This is a genomic window from Magnetospirillum sp., from assembly GCA_027532905.1.
Classification (GTDB): Bacteria; Pseudomonadota; Alphaproteobacteria; order CACIAM-22H2; family CACIAM-22H2; genus Tagaea.
On record JAPZUA010000007.1, the window covers coordinates 102,207 to 121,497 of the forward strand.

At 63.8% G+C, this 19,291-nt stretch carries 16 protein-coding genes; 2 read left to right on the forward strand and 14 right to left on the reverse strand.

Annotation, left to right across the window (positions count from 1 at the left end):
- Positions 1-51: 51 nt before the first annotated feature.
- Together O9320_20245 and O9320_20250 are read right to left on the reverse strand one after the other, a co-directional pair.
- A complete protein-coding gene (locus O9320_20245; protein MCZ8313184.1) occupies positions 52-2,127 on the reverse strand; it encodes a methyl-accepting chemotaxis protein in 2,076 nt (691 codons plus the stop codon).
- A gap of 112 nt (positions 2,128-2,239) precedes the next feature.
- The gene (locus tag O9320_20250) at positions 2,240-3,577 is read right to left on the reverse strand and encodes a cytosine deaminase (protein MCZ8313185.1); all 1,338 of its coding nucleotides are present in this window, start codon (positions 3,575-3,577) and stop codon (positions 2,240-2,242) included.
- Positions 3,578-3,713: 136 nt separating this feature from the next.
- Here O9320_20250 and O9320_20255 point away from each other — a divergent pair, with 136 nt between their 5' ends.
- Both O9320_20255 and O9320_20260 read left to right on the forward strand, forming a co-directional pair.
- A complete protein-coding gene (locus tag O9320_20255) occupies positions 3,714-4,754 on the forward strand; it encodes an ABC transporter substrate-binding protein (protein ID MCZ8313186.1) in 1,041 nt (346 codons plus the stop codon).
- Positions 4,751-5,632 carry an alpha/beta hydrolase gene (locus O9320_20260; protein ID MCZ8313187.1) on the forward strand — a complete coding sequence of 294 codons (882 nt, stop codon included), beginning with the start codon at positions 4,751-4,753 and terminating at the stop codon, positions 5,630-5,632. Before O9320_20255 ends, O9320_20260 begins: the two co-directional genes overlap by 4 nt.
- A gap of 191 nt (positions 5,633-5,823) precedes the next feature.
- On the opposite strand, the gene O9320_20265 is transcribed toward O9320_20260, so the two are convergent.
- The 12 genes from O9320_20265 to nuoG all read right to left on the reverse strand — a co-directional run bounded on the left by O9320_20265 (position 5,824) and on the right by nuoG (position 19,285).
- Positions 5,824-6,369: a cysteine hydrolase family protein gene (locus O9320_20265; protein MCZ8313188.1), complete on the reverse strand. Its 546-nt coding sequence runs from the start codon at positions 6,367-6,369 to the stop codon at positions 5,824-5,826.
- 252 nt (positions 6,370-6,621) lie between these two features.
- Positions 6,622-8,271, reverse strand: a complete 1,650-nt coding sequence (locus tag O9320_20270; protein MCZ8313189.1) for a ribonuclease J — start codon at positions 8,269-8,271, stop codon at positions 6,622-6,624.
- Positions 8,268-9,041: a type III pantothenate kinase gene (locus O9320_20275; GenBank protein MCZ8313190.1), complete on the reverse strand. Its 774-nt coding sequence runs from the start codon at positions 9,039-9,041 to the stop codon at positions 8,268-8,270. The genes O9320_20270 and O9320_20275 overlap by 4 nt, the downstream gene beginning before the upstream one ends.
- 4 nt (positions 9,042-9,045) lie before the next feature.
- Positions 9,046-9,813: a biotin--[acetyl-CoA-carboxylase] ligase gene (locus O9320_20280; GenBank protein ID MCZ8313191.1), complete on the reverse strand. Its 768-nt coding sequence runs from the start codon at positions 9,811-9,813 to the stop codon at positions 9,046-9,048.
- Positions 9,810-11,258 (reverse strand): NADH-quinone oxidoreductase subunit NuoN, encoded by a 1,449-nt coding sequence (gene nuoN / locus O9320_20285; protein MCZ8313192.1) that lies wholly within the window; start codon positions 11,256-11,258, stop codon positions 9,810-9,812. The genes O9320_20280 and nuoN overlap by 4 nt, the downstream gene beginning before the upstream one ends.
- Entirely contained in the window at positions 11,255-12,781 is a 1,527-nt protein-coding gene (locus tag O9320_20290; protein ID MCZ8313193.1) for an NADH-quinone oxidoreductase subunit M, read from the reverse strand. Before O9320_20290 ends, nuoN begins: the two co-directional genes overlap by 4 nt.
- Before the next feature lie 7 nt (positions 12,782-12,788).
- The gene (gene nuoL / locus O9320_20295; GenBank protein MCZ8313194.1) at positions 12,789-14,747 is read right to left on the reverse strand and encodes an NADH-quinone oxidoreductase subunit L; all 1,959 of its coding nucleotides are present in this window, start codon (positions 14,745-14,747) and stop codon (positions 12,789-12,791) included.
- Between the two features lie 15 nt (positions 14,748-14,762).
- Positions 14,763-15,071: an NADH-quinone oxidoreductase subunit NuoK gene (gene nuoK, locus O9320_20300; protein ID MCZ8313195.1), complete on the reverse strand. Its 309-nt coding sequence runs from the start codon at positions 15,069-15,071 to the stop codon at positions 14,763-14,765.
- Positions 15,071-15,688: an NADH-quinone oxidoreductase subunit J gene (locus tag O9320_20305; GenBank protein ID MCZ8313196.1), complete on the reverse strand. Its 618-nt coding sequence runs from the start codon at positions 15,686-15,688 to the stop codon at positions 15,071-15,073. Before O9320_20305 ends, nuoK begins: the two co-directional genes overlap by 1 nt.
- 21 nt (positions 15,689-15,709) lie before the next feature.
- Positions 15,710-16,201, reverse strand: a complete 492-nt coding sequence (nuoI, locus tag O9320_20310; GenBank protein MCZ8313197.1) for an NADH-quinone oxidoreductase subunit NuoI — start codon at positions 16,199-16,201, stop codon at positions 15,710-15,712.
- A gap of 14 nt (positions 16,202-16,215) precedes the next feature.
- Positions 16,216-17,205, reverse strand: coding sequence for an NADH-quinone oxidoreductase subunit NuoH (nuoH, locus tag O9320_20315; GenBank protein MCZ8313198.1), 990 nt, complete (start codon positions 17,203-17,205; stop codon positions 16,216-16,218).
- 16 nt (positions 17,206-17,221) lie between these two features.
- Positions 17,222-19,285, reverse strand: a complete 2,064-nt coding sequence (nuoG, locus tag O9320_20320; GenBank protein MCZ8313199.1) for an NADH-quinone oxidoreductase subunit NuoG — start codon at positions 19,283-19,285, stop codon at positions 17,222-17,224.
- Positions 19,286-19,291 lie beyond the last annotated feature (6 nt).

Consider the following 19,291-nt stretch of genomic DNA (forward strand, 5'->3'; position numbering starts at 1 on the left):
GATAGCACCGGCCCGGCCCCCGATCAATTCCAGGCGATCAAACCCCCGGCCTTACGCGGCCTTGATCTTGTCGAGGAAGCCTTCGACCACGCCGCGCAGCTTGCCCGAATCCGCCGTGAGGCCCGACACAGCATCGATCACCTCGTCGGCCGCCGTTTCGGTCTGCTGGCTCGATTTGGCGACCTCCCCGACATTGTCGGTGACTTGCTGCGTGCCGATGGCCGCGTGCTGGACGCTGCGTGCGATTTCCTGCGTGGCCCCGCCCTGCTCTTCGATGGCGGCCGCGATCGCGGTCGAACTGCCGTCGATGTTGCGGATCGCGGCCGTGATCTCGGCGATCGCGTCGACCGTCTTGCGTGTCGATGCCTGGATGTCGGCCACTTTGCGCGTGATCTCTTCGGTCGCACGCCCGGTCTGCGAGGCGAGGTTTTTGACCTCGGAGGCCACCACGGCAAAACCCTTGCCCGCATCGCCCGCACGGGCCGCCTCGATCGTGGCATTGAGAGCCAGGAGATTGGTCTGGCCTGCAATGTCGGAGATCAGCTTCACGACGTCGCCGATCTGCTGGGCCCCCGTCGAAAGATCGTCGACAATGCGCGCGGTTTCCTGCGCCTGATCGACGGCCGAGCGCGCGTCTTTCGCACTCGACTGCACGCGCGCGGAAATTTCGCGGATCGACGCGGTCAGCTGCTCGGTCGCGGCCGCAACCGACTGCACGTTGTTGGTGGCGTCGGAGGCTGCGGCGGCAACCACGCCGGCGTTTTTGCTCGATGCCGCTGCGATCATGCGCATCGTGTCGGCGGTGTCTTTGAGGCCGTCGGCCGAGCCGCCGAGCTTCTTTAGGATTTCGGCCGCTTCGGCGCTGAGGCCGGCGCACAGCGCATCGAGCGCTTGCGCGCGCGCAAGCTGCGATTGGCGCGCGGCTTCCTGCGCGTCGGCAAGCTCTTCGGCCTTTGCCGCACTTTGGCGCAGCGTTTCGAGTGCCGCCGTCATGCGTCCGAATTCGTCGGCATGGCGCCAGGCTGGAACGGCCGTGCGATAGTCGCGCTCCGACAGGCGTCCGATTGCGGGCATCAGCATGGCGATGGGCCGCACGAGGCGGCTGCGGATCGTCCAGAACGCGATGCCCGCTAGCGCGAGGGCTGCCAGCAACACGCCCGACTGCGCGATGAGATCGTTGCGCGCCGCCGTCTCGGCGTCCTGCGCGCGCAAGGTGGCAAGTTCGAGCGCTTTGAAACCGATCGCGACGATCTCTTCGAACGGGTCGTTGCACATCGCCGTCCAATCCTGCGCCGGCACCACCGCCTGCCCGCCGCCGGTGAGCTTGGCCACCACGGGGTCCATCAGCGAAAAGGCGCGCGCAACTTCGTCCTTGGCGATTTTGGTGAGTGCGACGACCGCCTGCGGAATGTCCTTGCGCGCGTAGATTTCGTCGAGCATTTCGAAACCGTTGTTCGAAATGCCGCGCAATTCGCCCAGGCGCTGCTTCTGCGCGTCGTTCAAAGCCCCGCCCGCCGCCACGATCGGGCGCAGGAACGAGCATTGCAGGCCGAAATTGGAGCGGATGTTCCAGGCGACCTTGCGAATCTGGACGGCCTCGGCAAAGAACCCGTCGGTGAGCCGCACATCGACCGAAACCGCGTTCGACGCAGCGTCGATCGCCTCGGTCAGTTTCAGCACCTCGTCGTCCCATACCTTGAGATTGGCGAGCACGCGCTGATTGCGCGGCTTGGCCATTTCGCGGTCGAGGGCGCCCACTTCGCGCGCGGCAGCGGCCGAAGCGGCGGCCAGCGCATCGCTATGGCGCTTTTGGTCTTGGACGTTCAGGGCGGAAAACAGCGCCAGCGAATTGGCGATCAGCCTGTCGTTCTGCGCGCGGATATCGGCGATCGCGGTTTGCGGCTGATCTTGCGTCTGCAGCAGAGTCTGGATGCGCCCGCGGCTGTTGCGCACAAAGGTCAAGGTCTCGAACAGCGCCTGGTCGGTCTGCGTCAGCTGCTGGGCGGCGACGCTCGCCTTGTAGCGCGCGGCGGCCCCCCAGATCTGCACGACGCTGAACGCGACGATACCGCAAGCAGCAGCTGCAAAGAGCAACATGATGCGACTGGCGACGGACTTGGCACCCATTTTTCAACCCTCCTTGAAGGCCCAAAAATAAGCCCATTGCCGGTTAATAATTCGTGTACAAACGAAAAAATTCGATGGCGTTTGCGTTACATTTTTTACGGCACCGCCACCCTCACATGATCGCGTCGAGCTCCGAATACTCGGGTACCCCGTCGGTCACGCGGCGACCGTTGTTCAGCACGATGCGGTCGGCTTGCGCACGGCACATAAGCTCGTTGAGCGTGCGCGCCTTGAACAGGATCAGACGCGCGGCGGCCCCCACCTCGATCCAGCCGACACGCGGCTCGTCCACGATCGCCGACGGGATGGGCCCCGCCATCGCCACGGCCTGGGCCACGGGCGCGTCGAGCTGGAACACGCGCACCGACTGCTGGACCGTGTCGACCATATCGTGGTCGCCGAACGGGAACCATGCATCGCGGCAATTGTCGCCGCCGATTGCAACCGGAATTCCGGCCGCCAGCAGCTCTTGCGCTGCCGTAACGCCGCGCCAGCGCGGCGTACGGCCGGGTTTGCGGTCCTGCAGATACATCATCGGCGTGGGCAACGTGACGAACATAATCTTGGCCTTGGCGCACAGTTCGATCGTGCGCGCGATCACGTCGTCGGGCTGGAGTGCGAGATTGACGCAGTGGCTTGCCACCACGCGGCCCTTGTAGCCGGTGCGCAATACCGATTCCGCGATCAGCGGCAGCGAATAGGCGGCCGGATTGTCCGACTGGTCGGCATGCAGATCGACGTCGAGATTGCGCGTGCCCGCGATCTCGAAAAACAGATCGAGCAGATCGGCGAGCTCGTGGTTGGCAGCACCGTCGAAATGGCCGATCGCGTCGGTGGTGCCGCCGAGTATGCCTTTGAGGGAAGCAACGCGGTCGGCCTGTTCGCGGCCCCAGTCTTTGCGGAAAAACGTCAGCGGCGACAAGCCGACGGCCTGCAATTCGACGCGCCCCGCCCACGCCGCACGAAGTTCGGAAAACACTTCGTAGCTAAGGCCGACTTTGTCGTCGACCGAATCGAGATGCGTGCGAATCGCCGACACGCCGTGCGCGTAAGCGCACCGCAGGCCGAATTCCATGCGCGTGCGCATGTCGGCATGCGTCCAGCGCTTGCGGTCTTCGAAGGTGCCGGTCATGCCGCCGTCGAGCGTGCCGTCAGGCATCGCACGCGGAATGACCTGGCCCTTGTCGAGATGCGTGTGCATGTCGATGAGGGTCGCCCACACTTGGCGCCCCTCGACATCGACCGACGCCACCCCCCCGAAATCGACTGTGCCCGTCGGGACGATCGCCGCAAACTTTCCGCCCGCGATTTTGAGATCGACCATAAAGCTGCCCTCGCCGTCGGCAACCAGCCCCGGTACGGGCTCGCGGAAAAAACAGCTCGGCACGCGCGCACGGCGCAAAACATAGTCGCCGCTGGTCGGAATCGCGATATCGCCGTGTTTTGCCATGGTTCTCTCCCTGTCGAACGCCGCAATCGGCAGGCAATGCGCGTGCCAGAAGCGCCGACCTTCCGAGGAGTGCGTGGCACATTAAATGCTTAATTCGGCGGGCCAAGTTCCGAACAAACCATCCCCTGGAGGAACCATGCCGACCGCAGCACCCAACCGCCGCTTTTTCGCCGCAGCCTTGATGGGCCTTGCCGTCGGGCTTGGGCTTGCGACTGCCGCAAGCGCGCAAGCGCCGACCAATATCCGCCTCACGCTCGATTGGGCGCCGCAGCCGCACCAAACGCCGTGGTTCATCGCGGCCGACAAGGGCTATTTCCAGCGCGAGGGCCTCAACGTCACGATCGACCGCGGCTTCGGCTCGGGCGACGCGATGAGCAAAGTCGCGGCCGGTGCCTACGACATGGGCCTCGGCGACCCCAACCTGCTCGCCCAATGGAACACGGCCAATCCGAACCTCAAACTCACGACCGTGTTCCTCTACATGGATCGCGGCATGCACGCGATGGTCACGCTGCGCAGCACCGGCATCAAGTCGCTTTCGGATCTCTCCGGCAGGAAGATCGCAACCCTGAACGGCGACATCATCCGACCGATGTGGAACGTGCTCGCGCGCGTCAACAACATCGACAGCAGCAAGATCGAGTGGCTGACCGTGCAGCCGGCCTTGCGCGATGCGCTGCTTGCACGCGGCGGCGCGGAAGCCGTGACGGCGTTTGCCTCCACGACCTATTTCAATCTGCTGGCGCTGGGTCAGAAACCCGAAGACATCGTGCTGTTCCCAATTAGCGAGCACGGGTTCGAACTGCTCGGCAACGGCATCATCGTCACGGCCGACTACGCCCAGCGCAATCCCGACACGATCCGCCGCTTCCTGCGCGCGACGATGGCGGGCATGCGCGACGCGCTCGCCGACGTGCCGGCGGCCGTCCAAGCCGTCGCCCGCCGCGATCCCACGATCAATCCGCAGGTCGAGGCCGACCGCTTCCGCTTCATGATCGAGCGCGCGATCGTGACCCCGCATGTGAAGGCCGAAGGGGTCAGCGTCGTCAATGCAGATCGCCTTGCCAAGCTCAACGCGTTGCTGACCGAAGCGTTCGAACTGCCCGCACCGCGGCCCGCGTCGGAACTCTACACCGACGCGTTCCTGCCGCCGTTGGCCGAGCGCAAACTGCCGTGACCGACATCGACGCCGCACGGCCCATGCCTGTCGATCGTGGCGCCCTCTATCGCGACATGGACCGTGCGACGCTCGACCGCGCCTACCAGAACGGAGCGGCCGTGCCCGACACGGCCGCCATTCTCGAAAGCTGGCGCGTGCGCAGTGCAGCCTATCGCCGCCTGCACCCGGCCCTCATCGACCAGGCGTGGGGTGCCCATCCGCGCCAAGCGACCGACTTTTTCGATTGCGGCGTTGCGGGTGCGCCGACCTTGCTGTTCGTGCATGGCGGCTATTGGCACTATCCGCAGCATTCCCGCGAAGCTTTTTCGGCACTTGCGCTCGGCCTCGTCGAATGCGGCGTGCACGTGGCGTTCACGGGCTATCGCCTTGCCCCCGAAGCCAAGCTTGCCGAAATTGTCGGCGACGTCGCGACCGCGATTGCCCACCTCACCGGCTTGCGCCGCACTGTCGGTGCGGATCCGCTGCGCCTCTGCGTTGCAGGCTGGTCGGCGGGCGGGCAACTGGCAGCCCTTGCCCAGCACCTGCCCGGCGTATCGGCTTGCCTTGCAATCAGCGGCATTTTCGATCTCGAGCCGATGCGGCTTTGCTTCGTAAACGACAAGCTCGGCCTCACGCCCGACGACGTTTCCGCGCTTGGCCCGATCCATCGCCTGCCGCCGCCGCACGCACGGCTTGCCGTGAGCGTGGGCGCCAACGAATTGCCCGAACTGCGCCGCCAATCGGCGGACTACGCCGCCGCGTGCCGTGCCTCGGGCATCGATTGCCGCTTGCGGGAACTGCCAGGCCACAACCATTTTACGATCCTCGACGAACTCGGATCGGCCGACGGCGTCTTGGCGGTGGAAGTGCGCCGCCTGCTCGGCTTCGATTTGTAGGCAGGCGCCGCCCCCATCGTCTCGCACCGCTCACGTCCGCGCGTGCGTCGCCGGTGCGGCTTCGAGACCCAGCTAGGCGATCAAGCTATGCTACGGCACCCGATCGCAAAATCGTGCCCTATCCGTCCCACACGCCGGTCGGGGTCACAGTGCTCTGCGACTAGAAACGCGCGGCGCCCGCAAACGCGGCGCTAGGCCAAAATCTCGCCGGTCGATCGTATCGTTGCGTATTCGCCCTGCAGGTTCGACAGCGCCATGAGGTGCCACTCGGCGGCCGGGCGAACTGCCCCTCGATAGTCCGTCTTGTCGTAGGTGTAGCAGGCGTCGTCAGGCAACGTCACGCCGAAGCCGAGGCAACTCGCGGCCCGCACAGTTGCCTCCACGGAATTGTTGGTGCTGACGCCGACGACGACCAGATCGCTTATGTCGCGCAGGCGCAGCCAGCGCTCCAGCCCACTATTGGCAAAGGCGTCGGCGACATTCTTCTCCATCCGGTGTTCGGACGCGAGGGGCGCAAAACGCGGCTGGAAATCGCAGTTCGGCGCACCAGGCCAAAAAGGACTGCCGGACGTGCGCGACATATGCCGCACATGCACGACGGGCCGGTGCTGGCTGCGCCAATGCGCCAGCAGCCGTTCCATATTGTCTTCGGCCTGCGGGTTGTTTCGCGGCCCCGTGTTTTCGGGCAGCATGCCGCGCTGCATGTCGATCAGGATCAAAGCGGCGTTGCTATGCATTCGAATTCTCGCGGCACGCAAATTTCGAGGCCGATTCAAGCCTGCCATAAAGCGACTTTTGCGCAAGTCAAAAATATGCCAATATAGGAACTAAGGCCGAATAATGCGGCTGCGCTGTTTGAAATCGTGAAGAGGTTGTTCCTGGCGATTTCTTGGGCAACGCAACCCGAAAAACGCGCTTGAGGAGACAATTGCTTTGTTTCAATGGGATAAATAGGTTTCCGTCGCGCTTGGTAACCTATTGTCGCGGGTTCAGAGCCGAACCACGTGAATCTCGGCAAGCGGCTTTTTGCCGCGGCGATTGTGGATCAATTTCCTGATCGCCCGCCGAGCGGCCTCGGCCAGCACGTCGTCGCCGGCTTTGTCGGGGCAGCGTGCCACGGCCCCGCGCACGGTCTCGATCAAATCGTCGGCGAGATCGTCGGGTTCGCTCGGGTCGATCAAGCCGGGGGCCGAAATGCGCGGCTCGGACATGAGGCGACCGCGGCGATCGACGACGACGGTCGCAACGACCGCACCGTTCCACAGAAGCTTGGCGCGGCCGCGCACGATCGCCCCGTCCATCGGCAGCAGGCGGTCGCCGTCCACGCCCCAGCGCCCGGCCTGCACATGCTCGGCCACGACCGGGCCGCCGGGCGCGTCGAGCCTTATGATCTGGCCGTTCTCGGGCACCAGCGCATAAGGCACCTGGCAGTCCCGCGCCAAGGCCGCATGGGCGCGCATGTGCAGAGCCTCACCGTGCACGGGGATCGCGATGCGCGGACGAATCCACTGGTACATCGCGGCAAGCTCGTCGCGGCACGGATGGCCCGACACGTGGATCGGCGCATCCTGGTCGGTGATGACTTTGACGCCGAGGCGCATCAGTTGGTTCTGCAGATGGCCGATCGGCTTCTCGTTGCCCGGAATCGTACGCGAGGAAAACAGCGCCCAGTCGCCGTCTTCGAGCACTACGTGCGGGTGCTGGTCTTCGGCGATACGCGAAAGTGCAGCGCGCGGTTCGCCCTGCGAGCCCGTGCACAGCATCACAATGCGCTCGCGCGGCACGTAGCCTGCGTCGCTCTCGGTCAAGAACGGCGGCAGGTCGCGCATATAGCCGTTCTCGCGCGCAGCCTCGTAGATGCGCCACAGCGAGCGGCCCACGAGCGCGCATTCACGGCCCGCCTTTTTGGCTGCCCGCGCCACGCTTTCCACACGCGCGACGTTGGACGCAAAACACGCCACCGCCACACGGTTCGGCGCTTGGGCGATAAGCTTTTCGAGTTCGACGGCAACGCTGCCTTCTGAGCCGGACGTGCCGTCCTTGATCGCGTTGGTCGAATCGCCGACGAGAGCCAAAACGCCTTCGTTGCCCACGCGGCGGAAGGCGGCTTCGTCGGTCACGGGCCCGAGCATCGGCATGTCGTCGAGCTTCCAGTCGCCGGTATGCAGAATGGTGCCGGCCGGCGTGCGGATCGCGAGCGCGTTGGGCTCCGGGATCGAGTGCGTGATGTGGATGTATTCGATTTCGAAATCGCCGAGGCGAAACTTGGCCCCCTGTTCGAGCACGTGGATCGGCACGTCGCGCGCGAAATCGGTTTCGAGCAGCTTGCGCTTGAGGAAAGAAGCCGTAAATCCCGTCGCGTAGATCGGGCAGCGCAGCAGCGGCCACAGATACTGCACGGCCCCCAAATGGTCCTCGTGCGCATGCGTGAGCACGAGGCCCAGCAGATCTTCGCGCCGTTCGGCGATGAAGCTCGGGTCCGGCATGATCACGTCGACGCCGCTGCCGCTGCCTTCGCCGAAGGTCACGCCGAGATCGACCATCAGCCACTTGCCGCGGTAGCGGTAGAGATTGAGATTCATCCCGATCTCGCCCGAACCGCCGAGCGGCAGAAAATAGAGGCCCGGATCGCCGCTCATTGATTGCGGTTCATGGCGTAGATATCGACGAGGCCTTTGAGCGTGAGGTCCGGATCGACATGCTGGATGAGATTGGTGTGTTCGGCCACGATCGAGATGAGGCCGCCGGTGCCGATGAAGGTCGGCTTCAAGCCGAGCTCGTCTTCGATGCGCCGCCCGAGCCCTTCGATGAGGCCGACATAGCCCCAGAAAATGCCGGACTGCATGGCGCCCACGGTCGAGGTGCCGATCGTCTTGGCGGGGCGGCGGATCTCGATGCGGGGCAGTTTGGCCGCCCCCATGTAAAGCGCTTCGAAGGCGAGATTGATGCCCGGACTGATTGTGCCGCCACAATAATTCCCGTCTTGGTCGAGCACGTCGAACGTGGTGGCCGTGCCGAGATCGATCACGACGCCCGGCATGCGGTAGCGGCCGCGGGCCCCCACCGCATTGGCGATGCGGTCGGCCCCCGCTTCTTCCGGGCGGTCGATCTTGATCTCGATGCCGTAGCGGGTACCCGGCTCGCCGACCACGACCGGATCGGCCTTGGCGTAGCGGCGGCAGAAATCGCGCAGATTAAACATAGCCTGCGGCACGACGTTCGACACGACCACGCCCGCGATCTGCGAAAGCGCCATGCCCTCAAGCGCCATCAGATGGGTGAGCCACACCGCGTATTCGTCGGCCGTGCGTTTGGGGTCGGTCGAAATACGCCACGAGGCGCGCTTGGTCTGGCCCTCGAAAGCGCCGAACACGGTGTTGGTATTGTTGGAATTCACGACCAGCAGCATGACCCTACGCTCCCGCCATATGCACGTCGCCCGCCGTCACGCTGCGAATTCCTTGCGGCGTTTCGAGCAAGAGCACGCCGCTCGCGTCGAGATCGACAAAGCGGCCGGTCAAGGTTTCGTTCGGCAAGCGCACCTCGATCGTCTCGCCTTTGAAGGCGGCGCGCGCGAGCCACGCTTCGCGGATGGGCGCAAAGCCGTCTTCGAGCCAGCGATTGGTCCAGGTGAGGAAATGGCGCGAAAAACCGATGAGCGCTTCTTCGGCCGAGACCTTCGTATCGGTCTCGGCACGGATGTCAGTCGCCGGAAATCGCGTTTGGTCGGGGTGCGAAGCGAGATTCACGCCCACGCCAAGCACCATCCAGTCGAGCCGGTCGCCCTGCCCTTCGGCTTCGATCAAGATGCCGCCGATCTTGCCCTTGCCGAGCAGCACGTCGTTCGGCCACTTGAAGCGCAAGGGTACCAGCGGGGGCACATGGCTGCCGACCATGCCAGCCACGCCCAAGGCCGCAACGAACGCAAGCTGGGCTGCTTCGCGCGTCGGGCAATCGGGGCGCAGCACGAGCGAGCAATAAAGATTGCCAGGGGGCGAGGTCCAGTCGCGGCCCTGGCGGCCACGGCCCGAGGTCTGTTCGCGCGCCCAGACGAGCGTGCCGTCCTCGGCACCTTCGGCCGCCAAAGCGCGCGCGGCATCGTTGGTCGAACCGACGCTTTCGAGCGCGATCAGGCGATAGGCCGGCGGCAGCAGCGGCAGGGCCGCTTGCACTACGCTCATCCGCCGAACAAGGCGGCGGCCGCAACCGACGCCGCCCCCACAAGCGGTGCAGGCCATGCGAAGAACAGCAGCGTGAAGGCCGCCCCCACGCCGAGCACGGCCGCCGGCCCTGCATCGAGGCCACGGTCGAAACCCACACCGACGGGCGCGTCGAAATACATAATCTTCACGATGCGCAAATAATAGTAGGCGCTGACGACCGAGGCGAGCACGCCGATCACCGCCAACGCATAGAGCCCGGCCGAAACAGCGGCCAGGAAGACATAGAGCTTGCCGAAAAACCCGGCCAGAGGCGGAATGCCGGCCATCGAGAACATGGCGATGGCAAGGGCAGCGGCGACCAAAGGCTGGGTGCGCGCAAGGCCCGCAAGGTTGGAAATGGTCTCGACCATCTTGCCCTCGCGCTTCATGCACAGGATGGCCGCAAACGCGGTGAGGTTCATGGCCAGATAAATCGCCATGTACACGAGCACGCCGCGCACGCCCGTCTCGTCGCCCGCCGACAGGCCAACGAGCGCATAGCCAATATGGCCGATCGAGCTGTAGGCCATCAGGCGTTTGATGTTGGTCTGCGCGATCGCCGCAAAAGCACCGATCAACATCGAGGCGATTGCGATGAAAACGATGATTTGCTGCCAGTCTTTCGCAAGCGGGCCGAACGGCTCGACCAGCACGCGCGCGAACAAGGCGATCGCAGCGACCTTCGGGGCGGCCGCGAAAAACGCGGTAACGGGCGTGGGTGCGCCCTCGTACACGTCCGGCGTCCACATATGGAACGGGGCCGCCGAGATCTTGAAGGCCAAGGCGGCCGACACGAACACGATGCCGAACATCGCACCGAGCGGCACGGCGCCGGCCTGGTCGATCATGGAAGCTGCCAGCGTTTCGAAGTTCGTGGTGCCCGAGAAGCCGTAGATCAGCGATGCGCCGTAGAGATAGAGGCCCGACGACAAAGCGCCGAGCACAAAGTATTTGAGGCCCGCCTCGGTCGCCTTCACGCTGTCGCGCCGGAACGCGGCCAGCACGTAAAGCGAGAGGCTCTGCAGCTCGAGGCCCATATAGAGGGACATGAGGTCGTTGGCCGACACCATCATCGACATACCGAGGGCCGCGAAGATCATCAGCACCGGATATTCGAAACGGTCGAAACCCTCGCGGCGGTTGAACTCGAGGCCCATCACGATCGTCGCGGCCGTCGCGAGGAAGGCGAGCACTTTGGCGAAGCTTGCAAACGGATCGGCCACGAAGAGGCCCGAGAAGGCCGTCGTGCGGCTCGCCTCGGGCGTGAGCGCCAAAACACTCGCCACGAGAAGAACGGCAACCGCGAGCCAGGATACGAGCCGTGTCGAATTCGGGCCCATAAACACGCCGAGCATCAGCAAGGCGAGGCCTGAGAAGGCCAGCAGCAATTCCGGCAGGGCGGCTGAGAAATAGAGATCGGTCATTGGCGCTGCTCCGCCGCTTGGGCGTGGCTGTTGAGGCGGTTCTGCTCGCGCGCCACGTCGTAGCGCTCAACGATGTTCTGCACCGAAGGCCCGAGCATGTTCAGCACCGGCTGCGGCTGGATGCCGAGCCACAGCGTGCCGACGATCAAGGGCGCGAAGATCAGTTTCTCGCGCAAAGAAAGATCGGGCATCGTCTGCAGATCGGCATGCACGAACTTGCCGAAGATCACGCGGCGATAGAGATAGAGCATGTAGGCGGCACCCAAGATCACGCCTGTCGAGGCAAGGGCCGCGGCCCAGGTCGAAGCCTCGAACGTGCCGGTCAGCACCAGAAACTCGCCCACAAACCCCGAAGTACCCGGCAGACCGACCGAAGCCATGGTGAACACCATGAACACGGTCGCATAGGCGGGCATGCGATGCACGAGCCCGCCATAGCGTGCGATCTCGCGTGTATGCAGCCGGTCGTAGATCACGCCGACGCACAAGAACAAAGCGCCCGACACCACGCCGTGCGAGATCATCTGGAACATCGCACCTTCCACACCCTGGCGCGTGCCAGCGAAGATGCCGAGCGTCACAAAGCCCATATGCGCCACCGACGAATAGGCGATGAGCTTTTTGATGTCTTCCTGCACGAGCGCCACAAGCGAGGTGTAGATCACGGCCACGATCGAGAGCGTGAACACGAGCGGCGTGAAGAGCTCGCTCGCGGCCGGGAACATCGGCACCGAGAAGCGGATGAGGCCGTAGCCCCCCATCTTCAGCAGCACGCCCGCAAGGATCACGGAGCCGGCCGTGGGCGCTTCGACGTGCGCGTCGGGCAGCCACGTGTGCACCGGCCACATCGGCACTTTGACCGCAAAGGACGCGAAGAAGGCGAGCCACAGCCAGGTCTGCATCGGGGCCGGGAAATCATACTCGAGCAGATCGACGATGTTGGTGGTCTCGGTCTGCCAGTAGATGGCCAGCATCGCGACCAGCATCAGCACCGAACCCGCGAGTGTGTAGAGGAAGAACTTGAACGCCGCGTAGACGCGCCGCTTGCCGCCCCACACGCCGATGATGAGGAACATCGGGATCAGCACGGCTTCGAAGAACACGTAGAACAGCAAAAGATCGAGCGAAGCGAACGTGCCGACCATGAAGGTCTCGAGCACGAGGAACGCCACCATGTATTCGCGCACGCGCGTCTGCACATGCCAGCTCGCGAGAATGCAAAGCGGCGTGAGGAAGGTGGAGAGCAGAATGAAGGGGGCGGAAATGCCGTCTACGCCCATATGGTAGCCGATCCCGTAGCCTGGGATCCAAACGCTGCGTTCGACGAACTGGAAGCCCGCATTCGTGCGGTCGAACGCGAACCACAAAGGCAGCGAAACGACGAACACGACCAGCGAGGTCCACAAGGCGGCCCAGCGCGCATTGCGCGCCACGCTCGCTTCGTCGCCGTTCACGGCCAGAATGAAGACGGCACCCGCCAGCGGCAGGAACGTCACGAGGGAAAGGATCGGCCAGTCGGTCATGGGTCTCTCAGTGGCCCGCGCGCAGCACGTACCAGGTGGCAAGGAGCACGATGCCGATCAGCATCGCGAAGGCGTAGTGATAGAGATAGCCGGTCTGCAGCAGGCTCGCGCGCTGCGCCAGACGCAGCGTGCCGGCGGCCAGAGCATCCGGGCCGCCGCGGTCGATGACCTGCCCGTCGCCCTGCTTCCAGAAGAAACGGCCGATCAAGAAAGAGGGCCGCACGAAGATGCGGTTGTAGAGCTCGTCGAAATACCACTTGTTCAAAAGGAACAGGTAGAAACCCTGGAATTCCTTCGCCAGACGACGCGGAAGGTTCGGATCGCGGATATAGAAGCCGTAGGCAAGCCCGATCCCGCCCAAGCCGACCGCCACGAGCAGCGGTGGAATCCAATGCGGGGCGTGGTGCGCATGCTCAACCGTGTCGTGCAGCGAAAGAATGGCCGAGCCCCAGAAGGCATTGTGGCCGTCGCCCACAAACAAGGGGGCGAGTGCGACGCCCGAGAACAACGCGCCGAAAGCCAGCACATAGAGCGGGACCAGCATCACGGTCGGGCTTTCGTGCGCATGGTCGGTCGCGTGATGGTCGGTCGCGGGTGCGCGATGGAAAGTCATGAAGATGAGGCGCCACGAATAGAACGCCGTCATCGTCGCGGCCGCAATGCCGAGCCAGAAAGCGTAGCGTCCCACACCGGTTTCGACGGCCCAAGCGCTCTCCATGATGATGTCTTTGGAGTAGAAGCCGGCAAAACCGCCAATGCCGGGAATGCCCATGCCTGCCAATGCAAGCGAGCCGATCCACATCAGAATGTAGGTCGTCTTGATCTTGGTGTGGACGTTGCCGCCCATCTTGCGCATGTCCTGCTCGTGGTGCAGCGCATGGATCACGGAGCCGGCACCCAAGAACAGCAGCGCTTTGAAGAAAGCGTGCGTGGTGAGATGGAACATCGCGGCCGGATAGGCCGAGACGCCGGCAGCGAAGAACATGTAGCCGAGCTGCGAGCAAGTGGAATAGGCGATCACGCGCTTGATGTCGTTCTGTACGAGGCCGACCGAGGCCGCGAACAGAGCCGTCGAAGCACCCACGACGGTCACGACCGCAAGGGCCGTGGGCGCATATTCGAACATCGGCGACAGGCGGCAGACCATGAACACGCCCGCCGTAACCATCGTGGCCGCATGGATGAGGGCCGACACCGGCGTGGGGCCTTCCATCGCGTCGGGCAACCATGTGTGCAGGAAAAGCTGTGCGGACTTGCCGCAGGCGCCGACAAACAGCAGCAAGCACAAGGTCGTCAGAGCGTCGAACTCCCAGGACAGGAACTCGATCGTCTTGCCGACCATCTGCGGAGCGGCCGCGAACACGTCGGCGAACTGCACCGAGCCGAACATCAGGAACACGCCGAAGATGCCGAGGGCAAAACCGAAATCGCCGACACGGTTCACGAGGAACGCCTTGATCGAGGCTTCGTTGGCGCTGTCCTTGTCGTACCAGAAGCCGATCAGCAGATACGAGGCAAGGCCCACGCCTTCCCAGCCGAAGAACATCTGGATGAAATTGTCGGCTGTCACCAGCATCAGCATGAAGAAGGTGAACAGCGACAGATACGACATGAAGCGTGGGATCGACTTGTCTTCCGACATGTAGCCGATCGAATAGACATGCACCATCGACGAGACGATCGTGACGACGCACAGCATCGTCGCCGACAGCGCATCGAACTTGAGCGCCCAATTGGCGACGAAAGCGCCGGACTCGATCCAGGTGAACAGCTCAACCGTGCGCGTCTCGCCCTTGATGCCGACTTGATAGAAGATGACAAGCGAGAACAGGGCGGCCAAGCACACGCAGGCCGAGGTGGCGATCTGCGCCACGCGGTCGCGGGTTGCGGGCGGGAACGAAGACATGAGGGCAAGGCTGCCCAGCACGAACCCGATCAGCGGCAGGAAGATGGCGGCGGCGTACATGCGGGCTCTTCCCCCTCAACCCTTCATCATGTTGATGTCTTCGACCTCGATCGTGCCGCGATTGCGGAAATATACGACGAGGATCGCAAGACCGATGGCAGCTTCGGCGGCCGCAACCGTCAGCACAAACAGTGCGAAAACCTGGCCGACGAGATCGCCCAGATGCGTCGAAAACGCGACGAGATTGATGTTCACGGCGAGCAGCATCAGCTCGACCGACATCAGGATCACGATCACGTTCTTGCGATTGAGGAAGATGCCGAAAATGCCGAGCGTGAACAGAATCGCCGCCACGGTCAGATAATGGCCCAGACCGATTTCCATCAGACGTCGACCCCCTCGCGCGATTTGACCGAAACGGTTTCAACGCCCTCGGCGCGTGTGCGCGCAACCTGGCGCGCGATCGACTGGCGCTTCACGCCTTCGCGGTCGCGCAAGGTCAGCACGATCGCCCCCACCATCGCGACGAGCAGCACGAGCCCCGCGGCCTGGAAGAGATACGCATAGTCGGTATAGAGCACGAGGCCGATTGCCTTCGTGTTGTGGATCTGGCCGGGATCCGGGATCGGCACCGAAATCGCCTCGGGCACCGAGGCCGAGAAGGCCCAGGGTGCGAGCACGAACACAAGCTCGGCCGCGAGCACGAGCCCGACGGCGGCCCCCACCGGCAGATAGCGCGCGAAGCCTTCGCGCAGCTTCACGAAATCAACGTCGAGCATCATCACGACGAACAGGAACAGCACGGCGACCGCACCGACATAGACGACGACCAGGATCATCGCCAGGAACTCCGCACCCATCAGCACGAACAGACCCGCCGCGTTGAAGAAGCACAGGATCAAGAACAGCACCGAGTGCACGGGGTTGCGCGCCACGATGACCATCGCGGCGGACGCGACCAGGATCGCGGCGAAGACGTAGAAGACGATGGCGGCAAGCATGGGGCTTAAACGTCTCCGGGCTCAGCGATAGGGTGCGTCGGCAGCAAGGCTGTGCGCGATCTCTGTTTCCCAACGGTCGCCGTTGGAAAGCAGCTTGTCCTTGTTGTACATGAGCTCTTCGCGCGTCTCGGTCGAGAACTCGAAATTCGGGCCTTCGACGATCGCGTCGACCGGGCAGGCTTCCTGGCAGAAGCCGCAATAGATGCACTTGGTCATGTCGATGTCGTAGCGCGTGGTGCGCCGGCTGCCGTCGGCGCGCGGTTCCGCTTCGATCGTGATCGCCTGGGCCGGGCACACGGCCTCGCACAGCTTGCACGCGATGCAGCGTTCTTCGCCGCTCGCATAGCGGCGCAGCGCATGTTCGCCGCGGAAACGCGGGCTGATCGGCCCCTTTTCGTAGGGGTAGTTCAGCGTGACCTTCGGCTTGAAGAAATACTTCAAGGTGAGCGCCATGCCCGAGACCAGCTCGGACAGCAGCAGCGCTTTGGCCCCTTGGTTCAAATTGCCTGCCATCGGTCCATTCCCTCTCAGCGCGGAATCCAGCCCGTCGCCATCAGCACCCCGGCTGTGGCCACGACCCAGAACAGCGAAAACGGCAGAAAGATTTTCCAGCCCAGACGCATGAGCTGGTCGTAGCGATAGCGCGGCATCGTCGCGCGCACCCACAGGAACACGAACAGGCACAAGGCGGTCTTGAGTGCGAACCACACGATGCCCGGAATCCAGTTGAACGGGGCGATGTCGAACGGCGGCAGCCAGCCGCCCAGGAACAGGATCGCCGTCATCCCGCTCATCAGGATCATCGCAGCGTATTCGCCGAGGAAGAACATCGCGAAGCTCATCGACGAATATTCGACGAAATAGCCCGCGACGATTTCGGACTCGCCTTCCGGCAGGTCGAACGGCGACCGGTTGGTTTCGGCCAAGGCCGACACGAAGAAGATCACGAACATCGGGAAGAGCGGGATGAAGAACCACATGTTCTTCTGCGCGTTCACGATGTCCGACAGGTTCAGCGAGCCCACGCACAAAAGCACGGTGATAATCACGAAGCCGATCGAGACTTCGTAGGACACCATCTGCGCTGCCGAGCGCATGGCGCCAAGGAATGCATATTTCGAGTTCGACGCCCAGCCCGCCATGATGATGCCGTAGACGCCGAGCGAGGAAATCGCAAACAGATAGAGGATGCCGACGTTGATGTCGGCGATGACCCAGCCCGCATCGAACGGGATGACGGCCCACGCGACGAGGCTCAGCAGCAGCGTGAGCATCGGCGCCATCATGAACACGATGCGGTTTGCACCTGTGGGCACAATGGTTTCTTTGGTGAGAAGCTTCAGCGCGTCGGCGAAAGGCTGGAACAGGCCGAACGGCCCGACGACGTTGGGGCCTTTGCGCAGCTGGATCGCGCCGATCACCTTGCGCTCGGCATAGGTGAGCATCGCGACCGCAAGCAGCAGCGGCACGGTCACCAGCAGGATCTGGCCCAGTATCAAGGCGCCCGTCAGCGCCATGCTCAGAAAGGTGCCCTCAGCCATGCGTACCGGTCCTGCCCGCGCGGGCTTCGAGATAGGTCTGCGTGCAGGCCGCCATCGTTTCCGACACGCGGCTGATCGGATCGGTCATGTAGTAGTTCGAAATCGGCGACACGAAGGCGGCGCTGTCGACCGGCCCTTCCTTGCCGAACGCACCCCAGATGCCCGGTTGCGGCACGTCGCGCGTCGCGAACACGGGCGAGATCGCCTCGAGGCGGGCGCGCACTTGCGCAAGCGTGTCATAGGGTAACTTCTTGCCGACATGCTCGGACAAAGCGCGCAAGATCTTCCAATCTTCCTTGGCCTCGCCCGGCGGGAACACGGCGAGGCGCGCATGTTGCAAGCGGCCCTCGGTGTTGACGTAGGTCGCGTTCTTTTCGGTGAAGGCCGAACCCGGCAGGATCACGTCGGCGCGCGCGGCCCCCGCATCGCCGTGATGGCCTTGATAGACGACAAAGGCCTTGCCGAGGCGGTTCGTGTCGAATTCGTCGGCCCCGAGCAGGTAAACAAATTCGATGTCGCCGTTCGCGGCCCCGTCGAGAATACCGGCGACGTCGCGCCCGAACGCCTGCGGCACGAAGCCGAGTTCGAGGCCGCCGACACGCGAAGCTGCCGTGTGCAGCACGTTGAAGCCGTTCCAGCCTTCGGCCACGAAGCCGAATTCGTCGGCAAGCTTGCGTGCGAGTGCGAGTACTGCCGCCCCGTCCGCGCGCGCAAGCGCGCCTTGCCCCAGGATCAGCATCGGCTTCTTGGCGGCCTTCAAGGTTTCGGCGAACGAAATCTTGCCTGCGAGAAGGTCGGAGAGGCTCGAAGGACCTGCGCCGAGATATTCGTATTTGTAGGTGAGATCGATCTGCGGCCCAATCGCCGCGATCTTGACTCCGCCAGCGCGGTAGCGCTTGCGGATGCGTGCATTGAGAACCGGGCTTTCCCAGCGCGGATTGGTGCCGATCAAAAGGATCGCGTCGGCCTCTTCGATGCCCGCGACCGTCGAGTTGAACAGCCAGCTTGCGCGCAGCAACGGATCGAGCTTCGCACCGTCCTGGCGGCAGTCGAGATTGGGGCTGCCGAGGCCGGCCATCAGATCCTTGAGAGCCGCCATCGCCTCGCAATCGGCCATGTCGCCCGCGATAGCGGCGATCTTGGCAGGCGCCGTCGCCTTGAGCTTGGCAGCAACAGCACCAAGCGCTTCGGCCCAGCTTGCCGGCTGCAGCTTGCCGTCTTTGCGCACATAGGGACGGTCGAGGCGCTGGCGACGCAGGCCGTCGATCGCGTGGCGCGTCTTGTCGCCGATCCACTCTTCGTTCGTACCCTCGTTGAGGCGCGGCAAGACGCGCAGCACTTCGGGCCCGCGCGCATCCACACGGATGCTCGCACCGAGCGCGTCGAACGCGTCGATCGTTTCGGTCTTGCGCAGCTCCCAAGGGCGCGCATTGAAGGCGTAGGGCTTCGACGTGAGCGCACCCACCGGGCAAAGATCGACGATGTTGCCCGAGAGCTCGCTCGACAGCGCCTTCTCAATATAAGTGTCGATTTCCATATGCTCGCCGCGGAACACGGCACCGAGTTCCTCCGTACCCGCCACTTCGGTCGAGAAGCGTACGCAGCGCGTGCAGTGGATGCAGCGCGTCATGATGGTTTTGACGAGCGGGCCAATGTCCTTGTCGGGCACGGCGCGCTTGTTTTCGAGATAGCGGCCGCGGTCCATGCCGTAGGCCATGGCCTGGTCCTGCAAGTCGCACTCGCCGCCCTGGTCGCAGATCGGGCAATCGAGCGGATGGTTGATGAGCAGGAACTCCATCACGCCGTTGCGCGCCTTCTTGACGAGCGGCGTGTCGGTCTTGATGACTTGGCCTTCGGCCACCGGCATCGCGCACGACGCGACGGGCTTCGGGCTCTTCTCCATCTCGACCAGGCACATGCGGCAATTGCCCGCGACCGACAGGCGCTCGTGGTAGCAGAAGCGCGGCACTTCCTTGCCCGCGATCTCGCACGCCTGCAGGACCGTGATCCCGGCCGGAACTTCGATCGCTTCGCCGTCGATGGTAACTTTCGGCATGCTCGG

Bases quoted from the DNA above. Each gene is read 5' to 3' on its own strand.
- O9320_20245 (MCZ8313184.1), bottom strand. From the start codon at position 2,127: ATGGGTGCCAAGTCCGTCGCCAGTCGCATCATGTTGCTCTTTGCAGCT.
- O9320_20250 (MCZ8313185.1), bottom strand. From the start codon at position 3,577: ATGGCAAAACACGGCGATATCGCGATTCCGACCAGCGGCGACTATGTT.
- O9320_20255 (MCZ8313186.1), top strand. From the start codon at position 3,714: ATGCCGACCGCAGCACCCAACCGCCGCTTTTTCGCCGCAGCCTTGATG.
- O9320_20265 (MCZ8313188.1), bottom strand. From the start codon at position 6,369: ATGCATAGCAACGCCGCTTTGATCCTGATCGACATGCAGCGCGGCATG.
- O9320_20270 (MCZ8313189.1), bottom strand. From the start codon at position 8,271: ATGAGCGGCGATCCGGGCCTCTATTTTCTGCCGCTCGGCGGTTCGGGC.
- O9320_20275 (MCZ8313190.1), bottom strand. From the start codon at position 9,041: ATGCTGCTGGTCGTGAATTCCAACAATACCAACACCGTGTTCGGCGCT.
- O9320_20280 (MCZ8313191.1), bottom strand. From the start codon at position 9,813: ATGAGCGTAGTGCAAGCGGCCCTGCCGCTGCTGCCGCCGGCCTATCGC.
- nuoN (MCZ8313192.1), bottom strand. From the start codon at position 11,258: ATGACCGATCTCTATTTCTCAGCCGCCCTGCCGGAATTGCTGCTGGCC.
- O9320_20290 (MCZ8313193.1), bottom strand. From the start codon at position 12,781: ATGACCGACTGGCCGATCCTTTCCCTCGTGACGTTCCTGCCGCTGGCG.
- nuoL (MCZ8313194.1), bottom strand. From the start codon at position 14,747: ATGTACGCCGCCGCCATCTTCCTGCCGCTGATCGGGTTCGTGCTGGGC.
- nuoK (MCZ8313195.1), bottom strand. From the start codon at position 15,071: ATGGAAATCGGTCTGGGCCATTATCTGACCGTGGCGGCGATTCTGTTC.
- O9320_20305 (MCZ8313196.1), bottom strand. From the start codon at position 15,688: ATGCTTGCCGCCATCGTCTTCTACGTCTTCGCCGCGATCCTGGTCGCG.
- nuoI (MCZ8313197.1), bottom strand. From the start codon at position 16,201: ATGGCAGGCAATTTGAACCAAGGGGCCAAAGCGCTGCTGCTGTCCGAG.
- nuoH (MCZ8313198.1), bottom strand. From the start codon at position 17,205: ATGGCGCTGACGGGCGCCTTGATACTGGGCCAGATCCTGCTGGTGACC.
- nuoG (MCZ8313199.1), bottom strand. From the start codon at position 19,285: ATGCCGAAAGTTACCATCGACGGCGAAGCGATCGAAGTTCCGGCCGGG.